We start from the raw sequence: 24,482 nt of genomic DNA on the forward strand, positions 1-24,482 counted from the left end.
TTTCAGACGCGAAACGCGCTGATCAGTTGTTTGAGTTCTACCACCTGCGCCGACAGCGCGCGGCTGGCATCTTCGGTCTGGTGCGCACCTTGCGCTGTGCGTTCGCCGGCTCGGTTGATCTCGACGATGTTCTGGTCGATGTCATGGGCCACGGCGGTCTGCTGTTCGACGGCGGCGGCGATCTGCTGGTTCTGGTCGACGATCATGCCCACCGCGCCAAGAATATTTTCCAGTGCCTGCTGGACCTTCTCCGACTGCCCGACCGTGCCATTGGCCATCTGATGGCTGACACCCATGGCCTTCACCGCCGCGCCGACGCCGCCGTGCAACTTGGCGATCATCTGTTCGATTTCTTCGGTCGATTGCTGGGTGCGCTTGGCCAAGGTGCGTACTTCGTCGGCGACCACTGCGAAGCCTCGGCCCTGCTCACCGGCCCGGGCCGCTTCGATCGCGGCGTTGAGCGCCAGCAGGTTGGTCTGTTCGGCGATGCTTTTGATCACTTCCAGCACCCGGCTGATCGACTGGCTGTCGCTGGCCAGTTGATTGATCACTAGCACCGACTGATCGATTTCGCTGGCCAGCGCGGCAATGCTGCCTTGCTGCGATTCCACCAGACCGCGCCCGCTGAGGGTTTCGTCGTTGACGCTATGGGCGCTGCTCACCGCGGCCGCAGCACTGCGCGCGACTTCCATTGACGTCGCCGACATCTGGTTCATCGCCGTCGCCACTTGTTCGATCTGCGTACGCTGCCCGGCGACGGCCTGATTGCTTTGCGCCGACACGCTTTCGACCTGTCCGGCCTGACGCTCGACCTCGCCGACGGTGTGACCGACACGTTCGATCAAGTCGTGAATCTTCTTCACCGTGCCGTTGAACACCTCGCCCAACTCGCCCAGTTCATCACGGCTGCTGGCCTTGAAGTTGACGGTCATGTCACCGGCCGCGACCTTGTCCATCATCGCGCCAAGGCTTTTCAGGGTGGTGCGGGTCGAGGCGTAGAAACCGCCATAAAGATAGAAAATCAGCACGAACACCACCGACAGCGCCGAGGCTTGCAGAATCATGTGCGCGCGGTTCTGCGCCAGACGCTGCTGCAACTGGCTGTCGAGGAATTTCAGCGTGGCCTGATTGAGCTGGTAGGTGTGTTCCATCAGCCCGGTGACCTGATCGTAGAACGCCTGCCACGGCGCATCGAGGGTGTCGGCCATCACCACTTGCTCTTCGAACAGCTCGCTCGCCTGCTTGAGCGAGGCCTTGCTGGTGTCGGCCTGGGCACTGAGGGATTCGCGGGCGGCGCTGCTGGAACCGAGGGCGTCCTGCAGTTTCAGAGCGTACTCAGCCTGAAGTTTTTCGATCTGCACCAGCAACTCGTCAAAACGCGTGCTCGAGGAACTGTTTAGAAAGCCCTGGCCCAACGAATACGAGCCCATCGCCCGGCCTTCGCCGAGAGTCTGCGTGACGCTGGGGGTGATCAGCGTCACCAGTTCGCTGAGCTGGCGAATGTCGCTCTGGTTATCGCGACTGAGGCCGGCCTGACTGGTGATGATCTGGCTGAAAATCTGCGCACTGGCCAGCAATTTGCCAATCAACGCGCTTTTGCTTTGCAGCGAGCTCTCCGCCTGCTGGGCCTTGAACGCGGCGATCATTTCATCGCGCTTGGCCTCGAACTGCTTGATCTGCTCCGGGTCCTCGGTCATCGCCGCCAGCCCTTCCAGGCGCCCGAGCAAAGCCTGCTCCAGCGTCTGGATCTGCGCTTCGACGTTGCCGGCCTTGCCGGACTGGCCGAGGGTGACGTCGATCTGCACCAGATTGTTCAGGGTCTCCAGATCGCGACGCAGGCTCAGGCTGCTGCCCAGCAGGTCAAGGCTCTGCAGTTCGACGCGGGTGCCCTGAAATTCGCGATAGGAGTCGCGCACCAGATAGAAATTGGTCACCAGCATCGGCACCAGGAACAGCACGCTGATCAGGCTGAACTTCATGCCGAAGCTCAGACGGTTCATCAGCGAGACGGCGGGATAGAGCAAGCTCTTCACTGGAAGTCTCCCTTGGTTTTTCTTGTTTTTATTGGCAGGCGCGGGACGAGAGCAGATAGCCACTATCGGGCGCTATCTCTGTATAGCGTAAATCGGCGGGAGGTTTTGTAACTTAAGGTTAACAACGAAAAGATCGTCCGAAGGCTCGGGCCGCGATCGGACGATCTTTGATCTTGCTGTGATCAGTGAACCAGAACAGTCCACAAGGCAAACCCGGCATACCACAGCACCGCCGCGCGCAGCAGCAGTTCCCACAGGCAGTCGAGGGTGTTGATGCCGTCCGGGCCGACCACTGGCGGTGGAACCTCCCCGGCTGCCAGGCCGACCTTGTTGATCAACTGCGCTGCGCTGATGTTCCAGTTCAACAGTTCGTGCAGCATCACTCGACTGACCGCGACGAAGTTGCCGACAAGCGCCAGACTCGCCGCCAGCAAACGCACCGGCACCCAATCGAAGGCATGGCGCAACTGCGCAGCACGCTCGACCAGCGCCGGGTTGGTCCCGTGCTCTTCGGCCAGCGCCAACAGCCGATAGGCCAATGCTGCCACCGGACCGAGGAGGAAATACCAGAAGATCACCGCGAAGAAACTCTGATAGGCCTGCCACAACAAATGACCTTGCACCTGCTCGAGCAATTGCTCGCCGCTGTCAGCGCAGATGTTCAGGTCGCGCTTGGCCACGTGCGCCGCCGCTTGCAGGTCCTCACGACGCCAGGCATCGCGGAACGGCCCGAGGCCGCCGAGCAGATCGCCACGCCCGAGGCTGTAAATCACCACCAACAAGTGCACCGGCAGCGCCAGCAGACCGTAAGCCACCGGTTCCAGTACCAGCAGCAACAGCGCCAGCAACGCCACCGGGAACAGCACCAGAATCGTCAGCACCAGCCACGGCTGCCTGGCCAGTCGATTGCTGTTTTCGAGTTTGTGCAGTTCGCGGATCCATCCGCCGTCGCGTTGAAGCCGATGGCGCAGGGCCGAAAACTTCTCGATCCACACCGCCAGCAGTAACACCAGAAAACTCATTGTCCTTCCTCTTTTGCCAGGGCGGCGCGGTAGCGTGCCCAGTCGAATGCCGGTCCCGGATCGGTCTTGCGCCCCGGCGCGATATCGCTGTGGCCGCAAATGCGCTGAGCGGTGATCGCCGGAAAACGTTTCTGCAACTGCCGGGTCAGCGCAGTCAACGCGCGATATTGCTCGTCGGTGAATGGCAGATCATCGGTGCCTTCCAGCTCGATGCCCACGGAAAAATCGTTACAGGTTTCACGACCTTCGAACATCGAAACGCCGGCATGCCACGCCCGCGCAAGACAGGAGACAAACTGGGTGACCTTGCCGTCACGTTCGATCAGAAAATGCGCCGAGACGCGCAGCTCAGCGATGCCTGCAAAATAGGGGTGTTCGGTGACATCCAGACGATTCTGGAAAAATTCCTGCACCTTGCCCGTGGCGAATTGCGCCGGCGGCAGGCTGATGTTGTGGATGACCAACAGGGACACTTCGCCCGCCGGGCGCTCATTGAAGTTGGGCGACGGGCAGATCTGCACGCCATGACACCACCCGCTCGCGGGATCCAACTGCATACCGATTCCTTCAACACCGACCATGTGGGCGCCCAGTATGCCGCGATCCGCCCCCGCCGCGCGATCACTTGCCGCGATTGAGTCGCCGCAGGTCGCCCAGCACCGACTCCAATGCGCGGTCGAACAACAAGGTGTCATCCAGCGCACGCGCCGCGCCTCGGCTGAACGCCAGAGCCAGATCGGTGCGGCTGCGCTCCAGCACTTTCGTCCCGGTGCGGTCGACGAAGACATATTTGCCGGTCTCTTCGATGATCGCGGCGAGTTTGCAACGCAAGCTCTGTTCGTCGTCCTCGTCGAACACCACCCAATTGCCTACGCGCAACTGCTCGACCTGAGACAGCCCGGCAGCGTCTTGCGCCAGGCGCGGCGCCGGCGTGGCTGCTGCTTGGTCGGCGCTGTGCTGCAAGACCTCGGGCGTGACTTCGATCAGCGGCGTAACGCTGTGATCGGCGTCGTCGGAACGCTCCAGCACGCGTACGTGCAGAGCCTCCAGCTCGCTGAAGAATTCACTGGTGGCAAACGGATCGAACGCGGTGCTGCTGAGGCCATCGCGCAGCGATTTGAGCAGCCCCGGGACCAGTGCCAGCAGGCGCAGGCTGGATTCGCCGTCGTCATGGCGTTGCACGCTCCAGACCAACTGTTCCATGGTCTGCACGTCGGCGTGCCATTCGGCGGACTGATCGCCGTGCTTGAGACAGGTCAGCAACAGCACTTTGCTCCAGGCCTGCTGGACGAAACCCACCACCGTCGCCGGCAGCACTTTGCCCAGCAATGCCTGCTGTAACGCCTGCGCGACGCGCCGCTGAGCCAGCTCGGCCTTCGCCCGGCCTTCCTCGGCGTCCCGCAAACGTTGTTCAAGCAGTTCGGTGCGGCGACGTTCCTCCTGGGTGAAGGCGAGGAAGTCCGCGAGCAGTTCGGAGAAGATCGCCGGGTCGTCGACAAACTCGCTCAGCAAGCGCTGTACCACTTGCTCGATGCGCACGTAGAGGCTGTCGCGCTCAGCACCGTCGCAATCGCTCCAGCCCATTGCGGCCTCGGCGATTTCGTTGAGCAGGCGCCGCGCCGGGTGCGTGCTACGGCTGAAGAAACTTTTGTCCAGTACAGCGACCTTGAGCATCGGAATCTGTAATCGGCCGATCAGCGTCTTGAGCGCGTCAGGCACGTTGCGATCATCGAGGATGCAGTCGAAGACCATGGCGATCAGGTTGATCACGTCTTCGTCGGCGGTCGCGACGACGCGGGATCTGCCGCTTCTGACGCTGACCCGGGTCAGCAGTTGCTCGAGCTGGTGGCGCAGATCGAAATCCTCCTGAGCCTCGAGCGCAGGGACGTATTGCTGCAAGTGCGACAACAACCGCAGCAGGTCGCGGGTATTGATCGGATGCGCCGGGGCACCGGGCTCCAGGGTCGGTGTGACGCGGCCGCGCACGTGGGCGAGCAATTGCTGCATCGCTGCGAACACTTCCTCGATGCCTTCGTCCGCTGGCGGCTCGTCGAGATCTTCAATGAATGTGTCGCTATCGGCAGGCTCGACCATGCGACGAGCCACGGCGGGTTTCAGATGTGGCAACACGCCGGTGGCGAGCAGCAACTGATTGGCTTCGGCATACAGTTGCTCGGTGTCGGCCAGCACATAGCGTTCGAACAGTTTGAGCAGGATCAGCTTGACCTTGATCTCGACGCCGAGGTTACGCCCGGCCTGCAGGAAGTATTCGCAGAGCATCGCCGGGCTGAGGGGATTGTGCTGATCATCGAGACGCTTGCCGAGCATCGAGCTGAACCGTGCGGTCAGTTGGTCGAGAGCGAAGCCGTCGCGCTTGAGCACACGGCTGACCATGGTCTGCACGGCTACGGTGCGCTCCATGGCATCGGTGCGCGGCGCCGAATCTTCGACCACCAGCGTGCGTGGCAGGGTAATGGCGGCAGGGTCGTATTGGGTAAGGCCGGCGAAGGCCTCAAAGAACAGTTCAAGAAAACCGCGCTCGATGTTCTTGCGCTTGAGGCGCAGGTCGCGCATGGCTTCGAAAAAGATGTTCTGATCGACGTCGTTGCGCGCCCGGTCGGCCATTTCGAACAGGGTGTCATCAGCGTTATCGAACAATTCCTGCAAATCGTGGCGCAACTGCTGCGCGGCCTTGTCGCGAACCTGCAGCAGAATCACCGGCAGGCGGGCAAGTGGCGAGTGGTCCGCCAGATCGGCAGTCGCCCGGTGCAAAGGCACCACTTTCCCGTCGTTGCGCATCCAAGCCTCCTGGAACGGTGATTCGGTTCGTCGCTTTGACACTGCTCCCGTGGAGTCGTTCGTCAAAGCCATGACGTCAAATACAAGGCGGATTATCTGGCAAAAGAGGCCGGCGATGCTATAGGCCTCAGGGTTTCCCCTATACACCACGCACCACGCACTCAGCTCAGGAAAATCGACCAGATGCGTCAGGGACGCGCGTTCTCGCCTTGGGTTGGCTCGCGCCCTGCCCCTATAATCGAACCACTTTGTTTGTGGAGTCCGTTATGCCGAATCTACGTCTCGCCGATCTGACCGCCGAAATCGAAAACAACGTGCGCCGAGCGTTGCTCGAAGACGTCGGCAGCGGCGACATCACCGCGCAACTGATCCCGGCCGAACGCCTGGCCAAAGCCACCATCATCACCCGTGACGACGCCGTCATCTGCGGCACCGCGTGGGTCGATGCGGTGTTCCGCCAGCTCGATCCGCGCGTGGCGGTGCATTGGCAAGTGGTCGACGGCCAGCGGGTCCAAGCCAATCAGCCACTGTTTCACCTGGAAGGTCCGGCTCGCTCACTGCTGACCGGTGAACGCAGCGCGTTGAACTTCTTGCAGTTGCTGTCCGGTGTGGCGACACGCGCGCAGTTCCTGGCGGACTTCGTCGGCGAGACGCAGGTCAAGTTGCTCGACACCCGCAAGACCCTGCCCGGCCTGCGCCTGGCACAGAAATATGCGGTGACCTGCGGCGGCTGTCACAACCACCGCATCGGTCTCTACGACGCTTTCCTGATCAAGGAAAACCACATCGCCGCCAGCGGTGGCATCGCCGAAGCAGTGGCCGCCGCACACAAGATCGCCCCGGGCAAACCGGTGGAGATCGAAGTGGAAAGTCTTGAAGAACTGAAGCAGGCGCTGGAAGCCGGCGCCGACATCATCATGCTCGACGAACTGAGCCTGGACGACATGCGCGAAGCGGTACGCCTGACCGCCGGCAAAGCGAAACTGGAAGCCAGCGGCGGCATCAACGAAAGCACGCTGCTGCCGATCGCCGAAACGGGCGTGGATTACATTTCGATTGGCGCGATGACCAAGGATGTCAAAGCGGTGGATCTGTCGATGAGACTGAGTCTCTGAGCTGTAAGCTGCAAGCTGCAAGCTGCAAGCTGCAAGCTGAGCGATTCTGCTTTAACTTGTAGCTTGCAGCTCGAAACTTGTAGCTGCTTTTAAACGACTAGATTATTCATCTCGCAGTACTCTTCCCACTCGACACCCAATACTTCCGCCGCTTCCTTGTGCAGCACGAGGCGCTGCGCCTCGAACTCCTCCGGCGTGCTGGTGTACTTGAGCGTCAGCTCCCACGGCTGCAAGCCCTGCGCTTCGGCTTCGTCTTCGAAGGCCCACTGGATCTGGTCTTTCTGATCATCGGGACTCAGGTCCTTGATCTCTTCCTTCAGGTCCGGCACATCCAGAAGATATTTTTCCAGCGCTTGTTCGTGGCGTTGCTCTTGGGTCAATTCAGTCATGGGGTTCTCGCTGATCTTAGGAATGGAGGATGGATCTGGATCATCAAGGATCTCTCTGACGCGGACTGGCCGGCCTTCGGAACCATTCGGGATCATCTGAAAACTGCTAAGCGATGCTCATGCAGGCACCGAATATAGGACGTTTGCATGACGAATTACACGGCTCTTTACATCTCTTGCACAAAAAGCTGACCTGCGGAACATGTATCGACGTGGCGCGCTGAGGAGTTGGTGCCCGAGACAGGAATCGAACCTGCGACCTTCGCGTTACGAGTGCGCTGCTCTACCGGCTGAGCTACACGGGCGGTGGGCTAAACCTAGCACCGGACTCGGGCTGCGGCAAATTTGTGGGTTGTCTGATGGTTTTCTTTTGAGAACTACAATTTCTTTATTTCAGATAAAAAAATGCCCCCGCCGTTTACACGGCGGGGGCATTTTCATTGCGCTAAAGCTTTCGGGTAATTAAACGCCCGAAGCCTTGGCAGCTGCCACGTCTTTGATGGACAGCTTGATACGGCCGCGGTTGTCCACGTCCAGTACCAGCACTTCCACTTCCTGGCCTTCCTTCAGGATGTCGGTGACTTTCTCTACGCGAGCGTCGCTCAGCATCGAGATGTGCACCAGACCGTCCTTGCCTGGCAGGATGTTTACGAATGCGCCGAAGTCGACGATGCGCTCAACCTTGCCGACGTAGATCTTGCCGATCTCGGCTTCTGCAGTGATGCTCAGAACGCGCTGACGAGCAGCTTCTGCGGCATCCTTGGTTTCGCCGAAGATCTTGATCGAACCGTCGTCTTCGATGTCGATCGAAGCCTTGGTTTCTTCGCAGATCGCACGGATGGTCGCGCCACCTTTACCGATAACGTCACGGATTTTGTCGGTGTCGATCCTCATCGCGATCATGGTCGGAGCGTTGGCCGACAGTTCGGTACGCGACTGGCCAATGATCTGGTTCATCTGGCCGAGGATGTTCAGGCGCGCTTCAAGGGCCTGGCCCAGAGCGATTTCCATGATCTCTTCGGTAATGCCCTTGATCTTGATGTCCATCTGCAGCGCAGTAACGCCTTTGGCGGTACCGGCTACCTTGAAGTCCATGTCGCCCAGGTGATCTTCGTCGCCGAGGATGTCGGTCAGGACGGCGAACTTCTCGCCTTCTTTAACCAGACCCATGGCGATACCGGCCACCGGTGCTTTCATCGGTACACCAGCGTCCATCAGCGCGAGGGAAGCACCGCACACGGAAGCCATCGAGCTCGAACCGTTGGATTCGGTGATTTCCGACACCACGCGGATGGTGTACGGGAACACGTCAGCGGCCGGCAGCATGGCCGAAACCGAACGACGGGCCAGACGGCCGTGACCGATTTCGCGACGACCGGCGCCACCCATGCGACCACACTCGCCCACCGAGAACGGCGGGAAGTTGTAGTGCAGCATGAACGGGTCTTTCTTTTCGCCTTCCAGGGTGTCCAGCAGTTGCGCGTCACGGGCGGTGCCCAGTGTTGCAACAACCAGCGCCTGGGTTTCGCCGCGGGTGAACAGCGCCGAACCGTGAGTCTTCGGCAGAACGCCGACTTCGATGTTCAGCGGACGCACAGTCTTGGTGTCGCGACCGTCGATACGTGGCTTGCCGTTAACGATGTTTTCGCGAACGGTGCGGTATTCGATTTCGCCGAAGGCTGCCTTGACTTCAGCAGCGCTTGGCTGGCCTTCTTCACCGGACAGCTTGGCAACCACTTGGTCCTTCAGCTCACCCAGGCGAGCGTAACGGTCGGCCTTGATGGTGATGGTGTAGGCCTGGGAGATCGCGTCGCCGAACTCGGCACGGATCGCGCCCAGCAGCTCGGTGGCTTCTGGCGCAGGAGCCCAGTTCCAAGTTGGCTTGGCGGCTTCGGCAGCCAGTTCTTTAACAGCGTTGATCACAACCTGGAATTCGTCGTGAGCGAACAGTACTGCGCCCAGCATCTGGTCTTCGGTCAGCTCTTTGGCTTCCGATTCAACCATCAGCACGGCGTCGGAAGTACCGGCAACGACCATGTCCAGGCTCGAAGCGGCTTGCTGTTCGTAAGTCGGGTTCAGCAGGTAGCCGGTGCTTTCGTGGAAAGCCACGCGAGCGGCGCCGATCGGGCCGTCGAACGGAATGCCGGAAATGGCCAGGGCAGCCGAGGTACCGATCATCGCAGCGATGTCCGGATCGGTCTTCTTGCTGGTGGAAACGACGGTGCAGACAACCTGCACTTCGTTCATGAAGCCTTCTGGGAACAGCGGACGGATCGGACGGTCGATCAGTCGGGAAGTCAGGGTTTCTTTCTCGGAAGGACGGCCTTCACGCTTGAAGAAACCGCCAGGGATCTTACCGGCAGCGTAAGTCTTTTCCTGGTAGTGCACGGACAGAGGGAAGAAACCCTTGCCCGGATCGGCTTGCTTTGCACCGACAACAGTCACCAACACGCTGACGTCGTCGTCAACGGTGACCAATACTGCGCCGGAGGCCTGACGGGCGATACGGCCTGTCTCGAGGGTAACGGTCGATTGACCGAACTGGAATTTTTTGATTACCGGGTTCACGGTGTCCTACCTTCTTTGTGGCTCTTGGGGGAAACGGTTTCTTGCGAATTCTTGGGCAATCTCGGGAATCGGCCCGATGGCAATTGTCCGGGTGCTACGGGTAAAGCCATGCTGCAGATAAAACTTGAGGCTGGGAGCCTGCAAGGCGCCAGCGGAAAACCGCTGACGCCCGACAGACCACCAACCTCATAGCGCAATCGCTGATTAGCGACGCAGACCCAGGCGAGCGATCAGCGCGGCGTACCGGCTTACGTCCTTGCCTTTCAGGTAGTCCAGCAGCTTGCGACGCTGGTTAACCATGCGGATCAGACCACGACGGGAGTGGTGATCTTTACCGTTGGCCTTGAAGTGACCTTGCAGTTTGTTGATGTTGGCGGTCAGCAGTGCAACCTGCACTTCTGGCGAACCAGTGTCACCAACAGCTTGCTGGTAGTCAGCAACGATTTGAGCTTTTTCTTGAACGTCGAGAGCCATGAGGCAATCCTTCCTTATCAGGAAACTGTTTCAGGGAAACAGCTTCAACAGGCCAGGGACAAATCCCTGTATCTATAAATGAGTAGTGACCATGCCTGTTAACAGCCACACTCGCCGGCCCGCTTGCGCAGACCGGTTCCGGTCATTCTGACCGAATCAAGCGACGCGGCGCGATACGCCCGTCTTCGCTCACTTCACCGATACCGATGAAGCGACCATTGTGATCCTGTACTCGTACCATGCCGAACTTCGGTGCATCCGGGGCACGTACCGGCTGGCCGTTGAGCCAGTAGAACGCGCTCGCTTCCGAGAAGTGCAGCAACGGCCAATCCTGCAGGCCGCTGTCCGATGGCATCAGGAAGCGATCGACCGCTTCGTTGCCGCCTTCGGCATGTACCGCTTCCAGCTCTTCGAGGGTCACGGTCTGCGCCAGGGTGAAAGGCCCGGCCTGGGTCCGGCGCAGTTCTGCGACGTACGCACCACAACCGAGTTGCTCACCGATATCCTCCACCAGGGTGCGAATATAGGTGCCCTTGCTGCAGTCCACCGCAAGCCGCGCAGTATCGCCTTCGAAGGCCAGCAATTCCAAGCGCGCAATAGTAACAGAACGCGGTTCGCGCTCCACTACTTCGCCTGCACGTGCCAGTTTGTACAGCGGCTGGCCATCACGCTTGAGTGCCGAGTACATCGGCGGTATCTGACTGATTTGCCCACGAAATTTCGGCAGAACCGCTTCGACATCGGCGCGACCAACGGTCACCGGACGCTCCTGCAAAACCTCGCCTTCGGCATCGGCCGTGGTGGTGGTCTTGCCCAGTTGCGCCAGAGTCTCATAGCCCTTGTCGGAATCGAGCAAGTACTGCGAGAACTTGGTCGCCTCGCCGAAGCACAGCGGCAACACGCCGGTGGCCAGCGGGTCGAGGCTGCCGGTGTGCCCGGCCTTCTCGGCATTGAGCAGCCAGCGCACCTTCTGCAAGGCAGCGTTGGAGGTGAACCCCAATGGCTTGTCGAGGAGGATGATGCCGCTGACGTTACGACGGATACGTTTGACCTGAGCCACCGAATTACTCCTTGGTGTCTTCAGGTGCAGGAGCGGCAACGTGCTGATTGTCTTCAGCGACGGCGCGCTCGATCAGCGCCGACAGGTGCGCGCCACGCACGACGGATTCGTCGTAGTGGAAGTGCAATTGCGGCACACTGCGCAGCTTCATTTCGCGGGCCAATTGCATGCGCAGGAAGCCTGCGGCGGCATTGAGCACCTTGATGCTTTGCGCGATGTCTTCAGCGTTGTCCTGACCCATCACGGTGATGAAAATCTTCGCGTGACCAACGTCACGGGACACTTCCACAGCGGTGATGGTGACCAGGCCGACGCGCGGGTCTTTGACTTCGCGACGGATCAGTTGCGCCAGCTCGCGCTGCATCTGATCGCCGATACGTTGGGTACGGCTGTATTCTTTTGCCATGATTTGTTACCTGTTACTGCCCAGCGGTGAAACCCGCAAGGTCTGAAAGCGGCAAACGCCCGGCCTGACAAAAGCCAGACCGGGCGTTGCGTTTAGAGTCCGGACGCTGTGCCGTGCATTTGCATGCTACGGCCCATCGTGGCCCTTGAAGTGCGCGAGTCAGAGGCTGCGAGCAACCTGAACCTTCTCGAAGACTTCGATCTTGTCGCCGACTTTGACGTCGTTGTAGCTCTTCACGCCGATACCGCATTCCATGCCGGCGCGCACTTCGGAAGCGTCATCCTTGAAGCGGCGCAGGGATTCCAGCTCGCCTTCGAAGATAACGATGTCTTCACGCAGTACACGGATCGGACGGTTACGGTGCACAACACCTTCGATCACCATGCAACCGGCGATCGCGCCAAACTTCGGCGAACGGAACACGTCACGCACTTCGGCCACACCCAGGATGTTCTCGCGAACATCGCTGCCGAGCATGCCGGTCAGGGCTTTCTTGACGTCTTCGATGATGTCGTAGATCACGTTGTAGTAACGCATATCCAGACCTTCCTGCTCGACGATCTTGCGGGCGCCGGCATCGGCACGCACGTTGAAGCCGAACAGTACAGCGTTGGAAGCCAGTGCCAGGTTGGCGTCGGACTCGGTGATACCACCGACACCGCCACCCACGACGCGCACTTGAACTTCGTCGTTGCCCAGGCCATTCAAGGCACCGTTCAACGCTTCCAGCGAACCACGGACGTCGGATTTGAGGACGATGTTGAGCGTCTTCTTCTCCGCCTGACCCATGTTTTCGAAGATGTTTTCCAGCTTGCCGGCGTGAGCACGAGCCAGTTTGACTTCGCGGAACTTGCCTTGACGGAACAGAGCCACTTCACGGGCTTTCTTCTCGTCGGCAACCACGCTCATCTCGTCGCCAGCGTCCGGGGTACCGTCCAGGCCGAGGATCTCGACAGGGATGGATGGACCCGCTTCCTTGATTGGCTTGCCGTTCTCGTCGAGCATGGCACGTACACGGCCGTAGTTCGAACCGACCAGGACCATGTCGCCTTGACGCAGCGTACCGTCCTGAACCAGCACGGTTGCGACTGGGCCGCGACCTTTGTCGAGACGCGATTCAACCACCACACCACGGCCAGGAGCCGACGGAGTAGCTTTCAGTTCGAGAACTTCGGCCTGCAGCAGAACGGCTTCAAGCAGCTCGTCCACGCCAGTACCCATCTTCGCCGAAACCGGAACGAAAGGCGTGTCGCCACCCCAGTCTTCGGAAGTCACGCCGTGAACCGACAGTTCGCTGCGGATGCGATCGAGATCGGCGCCCGGCTTGTCGATCTTGTTCACTGCTACCACCAGCGGTACGCCAGCTGCCTGAGCATGCTGAACCGCTTCGATGGTTTGTGGCATCACGCCGTCGTCCGCTGCAACCACGAGGATCACGATGTCGGTCGCCTTGGCACCACGGGCACGCATTGCGGTAAACGCAGCGTGACCCGGGGTGTCGAGGAAAGTGACCATGCCGCGATCAGTCTCTACGTGGTATGCACCGATGTGCTGGGTGATACCGCCGGCTTCGCCAGCAGCTACCTTGGCACGACGGATGTAGTCGAGCAGGGAAGTCTTACCGTGGTCAACGTGGCCCATTACGGTCACGACTGGTGCACGGGAGAACGACTCGCCTTCAAACTTCAGGGACTCGGCCAGGGAATCTTCCAGAGCGGTGTCGCTGACCAGGGTCACTTTGTGGCCCAGTTCTTCGGCTACCAGTTGAGCAGTTTCCTGATCAAGCACCTGGTTGATGGTCGCTGGGGTACCCAGTTTGAACATGAACTTGATGATTTCAGCCGCTTTGACCGACATCTGGTTGGCCAGGTCGCCAACCGTGATGGTCTCGCCGATCTGCACATCACGCACGACAGGGCCGGTTGGGCTCTGGAAACCGTGGGCGTTGCGCTTCTTCAGCTTGGCCTTGCCGCGACCACCACGACGGAAGCCATCGCTTTCTTCGTCGGTAGTGCGTGGCGCCACACGTGGCGCCGGGGCTTTTTCTTTGACCGATGCGCGATGCGGAGCGTTTTTGCGCTCGCCATCACCGCCACCGCTGCGACGATTGTTGTCGTCGGCACGTGGCTTGTCCGGACGGCGCTGTTCGTTCTGCTTGTTGCGAACGTCAGCCGATGGAGCAGGAGCAGCAGCCACTACCGGTGCGCTTTCGCGAACAGGCTCAGCAGCAGCCGGCGCCGCAACGGCGTCGCTGGCAGCGGTTTGCGCAGCAGCAGGCTGGCGACGCGCTTCTTCTTCGGCGCGTTGCTTGGCTTCTTCTTCAGCCTTCTGACGGGCAGCATTTTCTACTGCGCGACGCTCATCCAGTTCACGCTTGCGCTCGGCTTCGATTTCTTCCGGGCTGCGCTGTACGAAAACTTTCTTCTTGCGAACTTCAACGCTGATGCTCTTGCTACCAGCCACACGCAGGGTGCTGGTGGTTTTACGCTGCAGCGTGATCTTGCGTGGTTCTTCCACTTTCGCCTTGTGACTGCTCTTCAAGTGAGTCAGCAGGGATTGCTTCTCACTGTCAGTCACATTTTCGTCGGCGGCGGTGTGCGGCAGACCTGCCTCACGCATCTGCTGCAACAGGCGCTCTACCGGTGTTTTGACCTCATCGGCCAGTTGTTTCACCGTGACTTGCGTCATGCACTTCTCTCCTCAGGCCGCGCCTAATTACTCGAACCAGTGGGCTCGGGCGGCCATGATCAACTTGCCGGCACGATCATCGTCAATGCCGTCGATGTCGAGCAGGTCGTCAATAGACTGCTCGGCCAGGTCTTCGCGGGTAATTACGCCGCGCACCGCCAGTTCCATCGCCAAATCCTTGTCCATACCCTCAAGCGAGAGCAGGTCTTCGGCCGGATGGGCGTCTGCCAGCTTTTCCTCAGTAGCGATGGCTTTGGTCAACAAGCGATCCTTGGCGCGAGCACGAAGCTCGTTGACGATGTCCTCGTCAAAGCCGTCGATGTTGAGCATTTCCTCCACCGGTACGTAGGCAATCTCTTCCAGGCTGGTGAAGCCTTCATCTACCAGCACCTGAGCCAGTTCTTCGTCGACTTCCAGCTCGTCGATGAAGTTGCGCAGGATGTCGCCGGTTTCTGCTTGCTGCTTAGCCTGGATGTCCGATTCGGTCATCACGTTCAGGGTCCAGCCAGTCAACTGGCTGGCCAGACGCACGTTCTGACCACCGCGACCGATGGCCTGAGCCAGATTGTCTGCGCCAACGGCGATGTCCATGGCATGGGCATCTTCGTCAACGATAATTGCCGCAACCTCGGCCGGGGACATGGCGTTGATCACGAACTGGGCCGGGTTGTCGTCCCACAGCACGATATCAACACGCTCACCGCCCAACTCACCCGATACCGCCTGGACGCGCGAACCGCGCATACCGATGCAGGCACCTTGTGGGTCGATGCGCTTGTCCTTGGAGCGGACGGCGATCTTGGCGCGCGAACCCGGATCACGGGAGGCGGCCATGACCTCGATGAGGCCTTCAGCAATTTCCGGCACTTCGATACGGAACAGCTCGATCAGCATTTCCGGCGCGGTACGCGACAGGATCAGCTGCGGGCCGCGGTTCTCAGTGCGGATTTCCTTGAGCAGCGCACGCAGACGCACGCCGACACGGAAGGTTTCGCGAGAAATGATGTCTTCACGGGCCAGCAACGCTTCAGCGTTGTTGCCCAGATCGACGATCACGTTGTCGCGGGTAACTTTTTTCACGGTGCCGGAGATGATTTCTCCCAGGCGCTCGCGATAGGCGTCGACCACTTGAGCGCGCTCGGCTTCGCGAACTTTCTGCACGATGACCTGCTTGGCAGTCTGTGCAGCGATGCGGCCGAACTCGATGGATTCGATTTTCTCTTCGACGACGTCACCAACCTTGGCGCCAGGGTGCGTTTCGGCAACCTTGCTTGGCCAGGTCTCGATGGCCGGATCGTCGAGATCATTCTCTTCGACGACCGTCCAGCGACGGAAGGTTTCGTAGGAACCGGTGTGGCGGTTGATTTCCACACGCAGGTCCACTTCGTCTTCAAAACGCTTTTTGGTAGCAGTGGCCAGAGCCAGCTCCAGCGCTTCAAAAATTACGCTTGCCGGTACACCCTTTTCATTGGATACCGACTCAACAACCAGCAGTACTTCTTTGCTCATCGTACGCCTCGCCTTTCGCAAGCCATTGGATCCGCGGGATCCGCGTCTCAGTCAAAACTGGGAATAATGTTGGCCTTGTCGATCATATCGATCGGCAACAGGAACTCGTGGTCTTCTACCTGCACCACGACGTCCTGCTCTTCTACACCGCGCAGAAGGCCCTGAAAGTTGCGTCGACCTTCGAAAGGCGAGCGCAGCTTGATCTTCACTTGTTCACCGGCAAATTTTGCAAACTGCTCAAGAGTGAACAGCGGGCGCTCCATGCCAGGCGAGGAAACTTCAAGGGTGTATTCAACGGAGATCGGATCTTCAACATCCAGAACACCGCTGATCTGACGGCTGACAATGGCGCAATCGTCCACCAGCACGCCACCCTCTTTATCGATATAAACGCGCAACATCGAGTGACGACCCTGAGCCGAAAACTCGATACCCCAGCATTCATAGCCCAGGGCCACGACCACCGGGGCCAGCAAGGCCTGCAACTCTTCTAGCTTGCTCGACACCTGAACCCCCTAGTGCATGATATGTGCATGCTTTGCAAAATAAAAAAATGGGCATAACGCCCATCCTTGAAACGCCGTCGAACAGCGGCGTTGAAAGTATCCAGCTAACAAAAAGCCCCTTAAAAGGGGCTCCTTAAACTGGTTGCGGGGGCCGGATTTGAACCGACGACCTTCGGGTTATGAGCCCGACGAGCTACCAGACTGCTCCACCCCGCGACAAAGCTGGGGCGGAAGTATACGACCGATCCCTTTTAGGGTCAATGTAACCTTCCACCTGCAAGAAAGCCCGCAACAGCGGGCTCTCCTGACTAATTGGTACCGAGAAGGGGACTCGAACCCCTACACCCTATGGGCACAACCACCTCAAGGTTGCGTGTCTACCAATTCCACCACCTCGGCAATACTACGTTTGGAACTCTTCTTACTTCTGCTCTTGAGCTGGAGGCACGTCAGTCGCTGGAGTAGCCGACTTTTGCTCTTGAAGCACCGGGACATCATCAGAAGCCGGTTGTTGCTTAGGTACTTCCAACACTGCTGGATCTGGCAGACCTGCTTGAGTCAGCTGATGAGCCTTCTCTTTAGCAAAGTAACCTAACCCCAAGCTGGTTATGAAGAAACCGGCGGCAAGTATAGCAGTAAACTTACTAAGAAAGGTAGAGGAACCTTGGCTTCCGAACACAGTATTTGAAGCACCTGCTCCGAAAGACGCGCCAGCGTCCGCACCCTTACCCTGCTGCAGCAAAACCAGAGCAACTACGCCCAATGCACCCAGCAGATGAAAAACGACTACGACTGTTTCCAGCATTTTTTCAGTTTCCCGCGGCGCGACAGATCGCACCGAACTCATCTGCATTCAGGGAAGCTCCACCAATGAGCCCCCCATCGATATCCGGCATGCCGAACAGTTCGACCGCATTGGCCGCCTTCACGCTGCCGCCGTATAGAAGCCGCACACCTCGTGCGACTTCAGAATTCTCTGCCGCCAACTGCTCGCGAATGGCCTTATGCACATCCTGAGCCTGTTGCGGCGTTGCAGTCAGCCCGGTACCAATGGCCCAGACCGGCTCGTAAGCAATCACTGCCTTGGCAAACGCACCGACACCCAGCTCCTCGATGATGCTGCCCAGCTGACGCCCGACAACTTCAAGCGTTTTTCCGGCTTCGCGCTGCTCGAGGGTCTCCCCTACACACAACACCGGAATCAAGCCACATGCCTGTGCCGCTGCGAACTTGCGATTCAGCATCCCGTCTCGCTCGCCGAGAATCTGGCGGCGCTCGGAATGCCCGACAAGCACCAGGGAACAACCTGCATCCACCAGTTGGCTGGGAGCAATCTCACCAGTCAACGCACCTTGCATGGCTTCCACCGCAGAATTCTGCGCGCCGACCGAAATCGACTTGCCTTTCAAGCCATCAATCACTTGATTGATATACAAGCAAGGCGGGAACACCGCGACATCAACACCGCTTGGCAAGGCCAGATGACGAAGGCCGTTGATCAGCTCAGCGACGCTGGCGCGGGTACCGTGCATCTTCCAGTTACCAGCTACCATAGGGCGACGCATGCTGTACCTCGTCGGTCAAAGTGGGCGCAGATGTTACCCAACACATTCATGGCTTGCAAGCCGTATCAGGCAGAAACTTCAGTTACCAGTTTTGCCAGCTCTTCGGCATAGCCGCGAACCTGGTTTTCGTCTTCGCCTTCGACCATGACGCGCACCAGAGGCTCTGTACCGGACTTGCGCAGAAGCACGCGGCCGCGCCCCGCCATCGCCTGAGTGACACGGGCACTGGCCTCCTTGACAGCCGGATGGTCCAGCGGGCTTTCACCGCCGCCGAAGCGGACGTTGATCAGCACCTGCGGGCACTTGCGCAACGCCTGCCGGGTTTGTGCAAGACCTTCGTTACGGGATTTCAGGGCCATCAACACCTGCAAGGCGGCGATGATCGCGTCCCCCGTGGTGGTGTGGTTGAAGCAGACCACATGCCCGGAATTTTCCCCGCCAATGAGCCAGTTGCGCTCCTGGAGTTCGGCGATCACGTAGCGGTCACCGACATTGGCGCGAACGAACGGGATCGACAGATCTGCCAATGCCAGCTCGAGGCCGAGGTTGCTCATCAACGTACCGACAACACCGCCCTGCAGTTTTCCGCGCTCGTGCAGATCGCGAGCGATGATAAACAGCAGATCGTCACCATCGACGATGGTGCCGGTGTGATCGACCATCAACACGCGATCGCCATCGCCATCGAAAGCGATGCCGAGGTCGGCATGTTCAGCCAGCACCGCAGCCTGCAACGGCCCCATGTGCGTGGAACCGCAGTTATCGTTGATGTTCAGCCCGTTCGGCTGAGCAGACAGCACGACGACTTCGGCACCCAGCTCACGGAAGACGCTCGGCGCAACCTTATAAGTGGCACCGTGCGCACAATCGATGACGATTTTCAGACCGGCGAAACTGGTCCCGGTAGGCACACTGCTTTTGCAGAACTCGATGTAGCGACCCGATGCATCATTGATTCGCGAGACTTTGCCGATCTTGCTCGACTCGACGACGGTCATCGGCGTATCGAGCAACTCTTCGATCATCAATTCCAATTCATCCGGCAGCTTGGTGCCTTTGCCGGAGAAGAACTTGATGCCGTTGTCATCATGCGGGTTGTGCGATGCACTGATCACGATCCCGGCCTCTGCCTGGAAAGTGCGCGACAGATAGGCGATGGCAGGCGTCGGCATCGGGCCGAGCAGCATCACATCGGCACCCGCCGAGGTCAGGCCCGCCTCCAGTGCCGATTCGAACATATAGCCGGAGATCCGCGTGTCCTTGCCGACCAGCACCTTGCAGGCACCCATCTTGCGGAAAGCCATGCCAGCCGCCCAGCCGAGCTTGAGCATGAAGTCAGGCGTGATCGGGTATTCACCTACGCGACCGCGAATGCCGTCGGTACCAAAATATTTCTTGCTCATAAGTGCTCCATCATTCTTATTCGGCTGATTCTACGGCCGCGATCATTCGCACTACATCGACAGTTTCCGCCACATCGTGGACGCGCAATATCCGCGCGCCCTTGACCGACGCCAGCGCTGCCAGCGCCAGGCCGCCATGCAGACGCTCGCCCACGGGACGATTCAAAGCGTGGCCAATCATACTCTTGCGTGAAACACCTACCAGCAAAGGTCGACCCAGCGCATGCAGGGCCTCCATGTGCTTGAACAAGCTTAGATTGTGCTGCAGGGTTTTGGCGAAGCCGAAGCCGGGATCGAGGATGATCCGCTCGGCAGGAATACCCGCCTGCGCGCACTGATCCATGCGTTCGGCGAGAAACTCCCCGACCTCGCGAGTGACATCCTGATACCGCGGATTGTCCTGCATATCCCCCGGTTCGCCGAGCATATGCATGAGACAGACCGGCAACCCTGTCGCGGCCGCCGCGTCCAGCGCACCATCGCGACGCAACGAACGCACATCATTGATCAGGCCAGCACCGAGCCGTGCGGTTTCGCGCATGACTGCCGGGGTGGAAGTATCGACCGAGATGATGACATCCAGCTCGCGATTGATCAGCTCGACAATCGGCGCGACGCGCTCGAGCTCCTCCAGCGGAGAAACCGCTCGCGCGCCGGGCCGAGTCGACTCGCCGCCGACGTCAATCAGCGTCGCGCCAGCCAACACCATGGCTTCGGCGTGGCGCAGAGCCGCGTCGAGCTGGCTATAGCGGCCACCATCGGAGAAAGAATCAGGAGTGACATTGAGAATGCCCATGACATGCGTCTGGGCCAAATCAAGAACCCGGTTGCCGCAAGGCAACCGGGTCAGGGACTGAACAGAAGTCATTTCAAGCCTTAAACGTCAGCAGCCGGACCGCCAATCGGTTTTTCCGGACGCTCATCCTGCACGACAGGTGGCGGAGGCGTACCGGTGCCACCCGACCAGTCGCGAGGCTCGCGTGGTGTGCGGCCGGCCATGATGTCGTCGATCTGCTCGGCATCGATGGTTTCGTACTTCATCAGCGCATCAGCCATGGCATCCAGCTTGTCACGGTTATCCGTGAGAATCTGCTTGGCGGTGCCGTAGCACTGATCAATGATGCTGCGCACTTCGGAGTCGATCAGCTTGGCGGTCTCACCGGAGAAGCTCGCAGCCTGACCACCACCGCCGCGACCGAGGAACACTTCGCCCTCTTCTTCGGCATACATCAGCGGACCGAGTTTTTCCGACAGGCCCCATTTCGTCACCATGTTCCGGGCAATCTGACTTGCACGCATGATGTCGTTGGACGCACCGGTGGTCACACCATCAAAGCCCAGAGTCATTTCTTCAGCGATACGGCCACCGTACAACGAGCAGATCTGACTGATCAGCGCACGCTTGGACAGGCTGTAGCGGTCTTCCTCCGGCAGGAACATGGTCACACCCAGCGCACGACCGCGCGGGATGATCGATACCTTGTAGACCGGATCATGCTCAGGCACAACGCGACCGACGATGGCGTGGCCGGCTTCATGGTAAGCAGTGTTCTGCTTTTCTTTCTCGGACATGACCATGGATTTGCGCTCGGCGCCCATCATGATCTTGTCTTTGGCCAGTTCGAACTCTTTCATCTCGACGATGCGCTTGCCGCTACGAGCAGCGAACAACGACGCTTCGTTGACCAGGTTGGCCAGGTCAGCACCGGAGAAGCCCGGAGTGCCACGTGCGATCACTGCCGGAGCAACGTCGTCGCCCATTGGCACTTTGCGCATGTGCACTTTGAGAATCTGCTCGCGACCACGAATATCTGGCAAGCCAACCACCACTTGACGGTCGAAACGGCCCGGACGCAGCAGCGCAGGATCGAGTACGTCCGGACGGTTGGTTGCTGCGATCACGATGATGCCGTCATTCATTTCGAAGCCGTCCATCTCCACCAGCAACTGGTTGAGAGTCTGCTCACGCTCGTCGTGACCGCCGCCCATGCCGGCGCCACGATGGCGACCTACGGCATCGATTTCGTCGATGAAGATGATGCAAGGGGCATGTTTCTTGGCTTGTTCGAACATATCGCGGACACGGCTCGCGCCGACACCCACGAACATTTCGACGAAGTCGGAACCGGAAATAGTGAAGAACGGCACTTTCGCTTCGCCAGCGATCGCCTTGGCCAGCAAGGTTTTACCGGTACCCGGCGGGCCGACCATCAGCACACCGCGCGGGATGCGGCCACCCAGACGCTGGAACTTGCCCGGATCACGCAGGAACTCAACCAGCTCGCCGACTTCTTCCTTGGCTTCGTCGCAACCGGCAACGTCAGCCAACGTGGTTTTCACCTGATCTTCGGAGAGCAGGCGCGCCTTGCTCTTGCCGAAGCTCATCGGCCCGCCCTTGCCACCGGCACCGCCCTGCATCTGGCGCATGAAGAACATGAACACCGCAATGATCACCAGGATCGGGAAGCTGGCTACCAGGAGCTGGGTCCAGATGCTTTGCTGTTCAGGCTGCTTGCCTTCAACCACAACGTGATTGTCTACCAGATCGCCGATCAGGCCATTGTCCTGAATTGCCGGACGAATGGTCTTGAAGCTGTCGCCATCGGTGCGCTTGCCGGTAATCACATAGCCGTCAACAGCTACGCGCTCGACCTTGCCATCCTTGACCTGCTGGATGAAGTCGGAATAGTTGAGGGTCTGCGGCTCGTTAGGGCTGGAGAAGTTGTTCATCACCGTCACCAGGACTGCCGCGATGATCAACCACAGGATCAGATTCTTTGCCATATCGTTCAATTAACTACCCTCTGAAGCAAGCTCCGCTACTGGCGCGCGCTTCGCATGATATTCACCGGCCTAACTTACTACATTACCTACAACTCTGGCAGGCGCCGTCTGTAACCCTTTGTGAAACACTTTCTACACAATATTCGCTTATGCCTGCAGAGCGAAATATGAAAAACCTATCGCCCCGCTGAAAAACCTCGTTTTACGCATCACCGCCGCGATAACCCCAGGCCAGCATGTACTGCTCACGGGAGCTGCCACGGGAAGAGTCTGGCTTGATCATCTGGATCTTGTCGAATTTCTTCCGCGCATCCTTCAGATAAACATCAAACCCTTCGCCCTGAAAAATCTTGATGACGAAATTGCCACCGGGCTTGAGGATCCGTTCCGCCAGGTCCAGCGCCAGCTCACAGAGGAACATGGCCTTGGGCATATCCACTTCGGGCGTACCACTCATATTGGGGGCCATATCGGAAATCACAAGGTCCACCTGCGAATTACCCACGGCCTCAAGGATCTCAGCGAGCACCGAGTCCTCAGTGAAGTCGCCCTGGATAAAATGCACGTCCGGAATGCTGTCCATTTCGAGGATGTCCGAGGCGATCAGACGCCCCTGCCCACCGATCAGCCGACTGGTGACCTGCGACCAGCCACCTGGCGCCGCGCCGAGGTCGACCACGCTCATGCCCGGGCGGATGAGTTTGTATTTTTCCTGGATCTCCAGAAGCTTGTAACTCGCACGCGAGCGGTAGCCATCCTTCTGCGCCTGCTTCACATAAGGATCGTTGACATGTCTTTTCAGCCAACCAAGGCTTGTCTTGGAACGCGCCATTGGGCACCTCGATGATTAGGGTCGTGATTAGTTGGGCGGATCCACGAACCCTCGGGTAAAATGGCCGCCATTTTACAGAATCCAGACGAAAGGGTCAGATTATGCCGCTCACTCCAGAGCAGAAGAAACAGTACAAATCCATCGGCCACCACCTCAAACCAGTGTTGACGGTGGCGGACAACGGTTTGACTGAAGGTGTTTTAGCCGAACTTGAACGCGCCCTGGCGGATCACGAGCTGATCAAGATCAAGCTCAATATCCTCGACCGCGAGTCGCGCCTGGCGCACATCGCCGAGCTGTGCAAGGTCGGCAAAGCGGACCTGGTCCAGGTCATCGGCAAGATGGCTCTGGTCTACCGCAAGAACTTCAGCGCCAACAAGCAGCTGTCGAACGTTCATCGCTTCAAGTGATGCGCAGGGTCAAGGGTGTGCTTCGCGCACCCTGCCACTCCATCCCGGCACCGGCTGCATGACCAGCACCAGCCCGGAAAATCCCAGTACCAGATAACTGAATACCTGCCAGCGCTGCGCATCCGGCCAGCCGACACGCACGGCGACATACATCGCGCACGCGTACAACGCCATTAACAGCACCTGCCCGCGAAAATCCCGCCATAGACTGCCAAGGCCCTCGGCCTGTACCAGCACCAAAGCCTGAAAGATCACGCACAGAGCGGCGAACCCCACCACCAGCACTTCGAATGCACTGGCGACTTCGTCGATCAACAGCGGCGCGAGTCCGATCTGGCCCAACGCCGGCTGCAAACCGATATGAATCAACCATAGGCCACCGACCCAAAGCATCTGGGTCAGTTGCCAAAGCATGGCGCCCGCATGCAGCGGGCGCCTTCTTTCAGATGTGACGAACTTCGACAATCTCGTACTCGATCACGCCGCTTGGCGTTTTGACGGCGACGACGTCACCCTCTTCCTTGCCGATCAAGGCACGGGCCAGCGGCGAACCGACGGAGATCTTGCCGAGTTTGAAGTCAGCCTCATCCTCACCCACGATGTGGTAAGTGACGCTTTCATCTGTCTCGACGTTGGCGATCTCGACGGTGGTACCGAAAATCACTTTACCGGTGTGAGGAATGGTCGTGACGTCGATGATGACCTGATTCTGAATCCGGCCTTCGATGTCACGAATCCGTGCTTCGACCATGCCCTGCTGTTCGCGGGCGGCATGGTATTCAGCGTTTTCCTTCAAGTCACCCAACTCGCGGGCCGTACCGATGTCCTGGCTGAGCTTCGGACGAACGACCTTGGTCAGGTGAGCATGTTCTTCTTCCAGGGCGCGAGCGCCCTGAACAGTCATTGGGTACTTGGTTAT

At 59.1% G+C, this 24,482-nt stretch carries 22 protein-coding genes, 3 tRNA genes and 1 pseudogene; 2 read left to right on the top strand and 24 right to left on the bottom strand.

What is annotated here, in order from left to right:
* Nucleotides 1-2 precede the first annotated feature (2 nt).
* The 5 genes and pseudogenes from ACMYUN_RS10645 to ACMYUN_RS10665 all read right to left on the bottom strand — a co-directional run bounded on the left by ACMYUN_RS10645 (nucleotide 3) and on the right by ACMYUN_RS10665 (nucleotide 5,854).
* Nucleotides 3-932 (bottom strand): methyl-accepting chemotaxis protein, encoded by a 930-nt coding sequence (locus ACMYUN_RS10645; RefSeq protein ID WP_401205007.1) that lies wholly within the window; start codon nucleotides 930-932, stop codon nucleotides 3-5.
* Nucleotides 909-2,000: pseudogene (locus ACMYUN_RS10650) on the bottom strand (methyl-accepting chemotaxis protein); the annotation flags it as partial. The gene ACMYUN_RS10645 and the pseudogene ACMYUN_RS10650, both read right to left, overlap by 24 nt.
* A 215-nt stretch (nucleotides 2,001-2,215) precedes the next feature.
* Nucleotides 2,216-3,055 (bottom strand): regulatory signaling modulator protein AmpE, encoded by an 840-nt coding sequence (gene ampE / locus ACMYUN_RS10655; protein WP_415763657.1) that lies wholly within the window; start codon nucleotides 3,053-3,055, stop codon nucleotides 2,216-2,218.
* Entirely contained in the window at nucleotides 3,052-3,612 is a 561-nt protein-coding gene (ampD, locus tag ACMYUN_RS10660) for a 1,6-anhydro-N-acetylmuramyl-L-alanine amidase AmpD (RefSeq protein WP_130000122.1), read from the bottom strand. Before ampD ends, ampE begins: the two co-directional genes overlap by 4 nt.
* A 64-nt stretch (nucleotides 3,613-3,676) precedes the next feature.
* Nucleotides 3,677-5,854, bottom strand: a complete 2,178-nt coding sequence (locus ACMYUN_RS10665) for a DUF1631 domain-containing protein (RefSeq protein WP_415763658.1) — start codon at nucleotides 5,852-5,854, stop codon at nucleotides 3,677-3,679.
* A gap of 266 nt (nucleotides 5,855-6,120) precedes the next feature.
* Between ACMYUN_RS10665 and nadC the strand changes: the two genes are divergently transcribed.
* Nucleotides 6,121-6,969 (top strand): carboxylating nicotinate-nucleotide diphosphorylase, encoded by an 849-nt coding sequence (nadC, locus tag ACMYUN_RS10670; RefSeq protein WP_415763659.1) that lies wholly within the window; start codon nucleotides 6,121-6,123, stop codon nucleotides 6,967-6,969.
* An 89-nt stretch (nucleotides 6,970-7,058) separates the two neighbouring features.
* Here nadC and ACMYUN_RS10675 read toward each other — a convergent pair whose 3' ends face one another.
* From ACMYUN_RS10675 to rlmE, 17 genes are all read right to left on the bottom strand, one after another.
* Nucleotides 7,059-7,358: a DUF6388 family protein gene (locus ACMYUN_RS10675; protein ID WP_024011573.1), complete on the bottom strand. Its 300-nt coding sequence runs from the start codon at nucleotides 7,356-7,358 to the stop codon at nucleotides 7,059-7,061.
* Nucleotides 7,359-7,587: 229 nt separating this feature from the next.
* Nucleotides 7,588-7,663 (bottom strand) — tRNA-Thr (locus ACMYUN_RS10680).
* A 157-nt stretch (nucleotides 7,664-7,820) separates the two neighbouring features.
* Nucleotides 7,821-9,926, bottom strand: coding sequence for a polyribonucleotide nucleotidyltransferase (gene pnp, locus ACMYUN_RS10685; protein ID WP_415763660.1), 2,106 nt, complete (start codon nucleotides 9,924-9,926; stop codon nucleotides 7,821-7,823).
* A gap of 204 nt (nucleotides 9,927-10,130) precedes the next feature.
* Nucleotides 10,131-10,400 carry a 30S ribosomal protein S15 gene (rpsO, locus tag ACMYUN_RS10690; RefSeq protein WP_016771751.1) on the bottom strand — a complete coding sequence of 90 codons (270 nt, stop codon included), beginning with the start codon at nucleotides 10,398-10,400 and terminating at the stop codon, nucleotides 10,131-10,133.
* Nucleotides 10,401-10,542: 142 nt separating this feature from the next.
* A complete protein-coding gene (gene truB / locus ACMYUN_RS10695; protein ID WP_024011571.1) occupies nucleotides 10,543-11,460 on the bottom strand; it encodes a tRNA pseudouridine(55) synthase TruB in 918 nt (305 codons plus the stop codon).
* 4 nt (nucleotides 11,461-11,464) lie between these two features.
* On the bottom strand, nucleotides 11,465-11,866 hold the full coding sequence (gene rbfA, locus ACMYUN_RS10700) for a 30S ribosome-binding factor RbfA (RefSeq protein ID WP_016771753.1): 402 nt from the start codon (nucleotides 11,864-11,866) through the stop codon (nucleotides 11,465-11,467).
* Nucleotides 11,867-12,025: 159 nt separating this feature from the next.
* A complete protein-coding gene (gene infB / locus ACMYUN_RS10705) occupies nucleotides 12,026-14,554 on the bottom strand; it encodes a translation initiation factor IF-2 (RefSeq protein WP_415763661.1) in 2,529 nt (842 codons plus the stop codon).
* 27 nt (nucleotides 14,555-14,581) lie between these two features.
* On the bottom strand, nucleotides 14,582-16,063 hold the full coding sequence (nusA, locus tag ACMYUN_RS10710; RefSeq protein ID WP_024011569.1) for a transcription termination factor NusA: 1,482 nt from the start codon (nucleotides 16,061-16,063) through the stop codon (nucleotides 14,582-14,584).
* A gap of 47 nt (nucleotides 16,064-16,110) precedes the next feature.
* The gene (gene rimP, locus ACMYUN_RS10715) at nucleotides 16,111-16,569 is read right to left on the bottom strand and encodes a ribosome maturation factor RimP (RefSeq protein ID WP_007973115.1); all 459 of its coding nucleotides are present in this window, start codon (nucleotides 16,567-16,569) and stop codon (nucleotides 16,111-16,113) included.
* Nucleotides 16,570-16,708: 139 nt separating this feature from the next.
* Nucleotides 16,709-16,785 (bottom strand) — tRNA-Met (locus ACMYUN_RS10720).
* Nucleotides 16,786-16,882: 97 nt separating this feature from the next.
* Nucleotides 16,883-16,968 (bottom strand) — tRNA-Leu (locus tag ACMYUN_RS10725).
* A 22-nt stretch (nucleotides 16,969-16,990) separates the two neighbouring features.
* On the bottom strand, nucleotides 16,991-17,374 hold the full coding sequence (gene secG, locus ACMYUN_RS10730; RefSeq protein ID WP_016771756.1) for a preprotein translocase subunit SecG: 384 nt from the start codon (nucleotides 17,372-17,374) through the stop codon (nucleotides 16,991-16,993).
* A 4-nt stretch (nucleotides 17,375-17,378) separates the two neighbouring features.
* Nucleotides 17,379-18,134 (bottom strand): triose-phosphate isomerase, encoded by a 756-nt coding sequence (gene tpiA / locus ACMYUN_RS10735; protein WP_041477932.1) that lies wholly within the window; start codon nucleotides 18,132-18,134, stop codon nucleotides 17,379-17,381.
* A 65-nt stretch (nucleotides 18,135-18,199) separates the two neighbouring features.
* Nucleotides 18,200-19,537 carry a phosphoglucosamine mutase gene (gene glmM / locus ACMYUN_RS10740; protein WP_130000120.1) on the bottom strand — a complete coding sequence of 446 codons (1,338 nt, stop codon included), beginning with the start codon at nucleotides 19,535-19,537 and terminating at the stop codon, nucleotides 18,200-18,202.
* Between the two features lie 16 nt (nucleotides 19,538-19,553).
* Nucleotides 19,554-20,405 carry a dihydropteroate synthase gene (gene folP, locus ACMYUN_RS10745; protein ID WP_415763662.1) on the bottom strand — a complete coding sequence of 284 codons (852 nt, stop codon included), beginning with the start codon at nucleotides 20,403-20,405 and terminating at the stop codon, nucleotides 19,554-19,556.
* Nucleotides 20,406-20,413: 8 nt separating this feature from the next.
* Nucleotides 20,414-22,321: an ATP-dependent zinc metalloprotease FtsH gene (gene ftsH, locus ACMYUN_RS10750; protein WP_016771759.1), complete on the bottom strand. Its 1,908-nt coding sequence runs from the start codon at nucleotides 22,319-22,321 to the stop codon at nucleotides 20,414-20,416.
* 202 nt (nucleotides 22,322-22,523) lie between these two features.
* Nucleotides 22,524-23,153, bottom strand: a complete 630-nt coding sequence (rlmE, locus tag ACMYUN_RS10755) for a 23S rRNA (uridine(2552)-2'-O)-methyltransferase RlmE (RefSeq protein WP_016771760.1) — start codon at nucleotides 23,151-23,153, stop codon at nucleotides 22,524-22,526.
* A gap of 101 nt (nucleotides 23,154-23,254) precedes the next feature.
* Between rlmE and ACMYUN_RS10760 the strand changes: the two genes are divergently transcribed.
* Nucleotides 23,255-23,563 carry a YhbY family RNA-binding protein gene (locus ACMYUN_RS10760; protein ID WP_016771761.1) on the top strand — a complete coding sequence of 103 codons (309 nt, stop codon included), beginning with the start codon at nucleotides 23,255-23,257 and terminating at the stop codon, nucleotides 23,561-23,563.
* Nucleotides 23,564-23,572: 9 nt separating this feature from the next.
* On the opposite strand, the gene ACMYUN_RS10765 is transcribed toward ACMYUN_RS10760, so the two are convergent.
* A complete protein-coding gene (locus tag ACMYUN_RS10765) occupies nucleotides 23,573-23,977 on the bottom strand; it encodes a hypothetical protein (protein ID WP_016771762.1) in 405 nt (134 codons plus the stop codon).
* A gap of 28 nt (nucleotides 23,978-24,005) precedes the next feature.
* Nucleotides 24,006-24,482: a transcription elongation factor GreA gene (gene greA / locus ACMYUN_RS10770; protein ID WP_038861135.1), complete on the bottom strand. Its 477-nt coding sequence runs from the start codon at nucleotides 24,480-24,482 to the stop codon at nucleotides 24,006-24,008.

Origin of the sequence: Pseudomonas sp. CP4 (assembly GCF_047758505.1) — a bacterium.
In the GTDB taxonomy this organism is placed as follows: domain Bacteria; phylum Pseudomonadota; class Gammaproteobacteria; order Pseudomonadales; family Pseudomonadaceae; genus Aquipseudomonas; species Aquipseudomonas fluorescens_AO.

What these genes read in the sequence shown, in the direction of transcription:
- nusA (WP_024011569.1), bottom strand. Translation starts at nt 16,063, where the DNA reads ATGAGCAAAGAAGTACTGCTGGTTGTTGAGTCGGTATCCAATGAAAAG.
- nadC (WP_415763659.1), top strand. Translation starts at nt 6,121, where the DNA reads ATGCCGAATCTACGTCTCGCCGATCTGACCGCCGAAATCGAAAACAAC.
- ACMYUN_RS10645 (WP_401205007.1), bottom strand. Translation starts at nt 932, where the DNA reads ATGACCGTCAACTTCAAGGCCAGCAGCCGTGATGAACTGGGCGAGTTG.
- ampD (WP_130000122.1), bottom strand. Translation starts at nt 3,612, where the DNA reads ATGCAGTTGGATCCCGCGAGCGGGTGGTGTCATGGCGTGCAGATCTGC.
- ACMYUN_RS10675 (WP_024011573.1), bottom strand. Translation starts at nt 7,358, where the DNA reads ATGACTGAATTGACCCAAGAGCAACGCCACGAACAAGCGCTGGAAAAA.
- ACMYUN_RS10760 (WP_016771761.1), top strand. Translation starts at nt 23,255, where the DNA reads ATGCCGCTCACTCCAGAGCAGAAGAAACAGTACAAATCCATCGGCCAC.
- ACMYUN_RS10665 (WP_415763658.1), bottom strand. Translation starts at nt 5,854, where the DNA reads ATGCGCAACGACGGGAAAGTGGTGCCTTTGCACCGGGCGACTGCCGAT.
- ftsH (WP_016771759.1), bottom strand. Translation starts at nt 22,321, where the DNA reads ATGGCAAAGAATCTGATCCTGTGGTTGATCATCGCGGCAGTCCTGGTG.
- tpiA (WP_041477932.1), bottom strand. Translation starts at nt 18,134, where the DNA reads ATGCGTCGCCCTATGGTAGCTGGTAACTGGAAGATGCACGGTACCCGC.
- secG (WP_016771756.1), bottom strand. Translation starts at nt 17,374, where the DNA reads ATGCTGGAAACAGTCGTAGTCGTTTTTCATCTGCTGGGTGCATTGGGC.
- rlmE (WP_016771760.1), bottom strand. Translation starts at nt 23,153, where the DNA reads ATGGCGCGTTCCAAGACAAGCCTTGGTTGGCTGAAAAGACATGTCAAC.
- ACMYUN_RS10765 (WP_016771762.1), bottom strand. Translation starts at nt 23,977, where the DNA reads ATGCTTTGGCAACTGACCCAGATGCTTTGGGTCGGTGGCCTATGGTTG.
- folP (WP_415763662.1), bottom strand. Translation starts at nt 20,405, where the DNA reads ATGACTTCTGTTCAGTCCCTGACCCGGTTGCCTTGCGGCAACCGGGTT.
- rbfA (WP_016771753.1), bottom strand. Translation starts at nt 11,866, where the DNA reads ATGGCAAAAGAATACAGCCGTACCCAACGTATCGGCGATCAGATGCAG.
- infB (WP_415763661.1), bottom strand. Translation starts at nt 14,554, where the DNA reads ATGACGCAAGTCACGGTGAAACAACTGGCCGATGAGGTCAAAACACCG.
- rpsO (WP_016771751.1), bottom strand. Translation starts at nt 10,400, where the DNA reads ATGGCTCTCGACGTTCAAGAAAAAGCTCAAATCGTTGCTGACTACCAG.
- ampE (WP_415763657.1), bottom strand. Translation starts at nt 3,055, where the DNA reads ATGAGTTTTCTGGTGTTACTGCTGGCGGTGTGGATCGAGAAGTTTTCG.
- glmM (WP_130000120.1), bottom strand. Translation starts at nt 19,537, where the DNA reads ATGAGCAAGAAATATTTTGGTACCGACGGCATTCGCGGTCGCGTAGGT.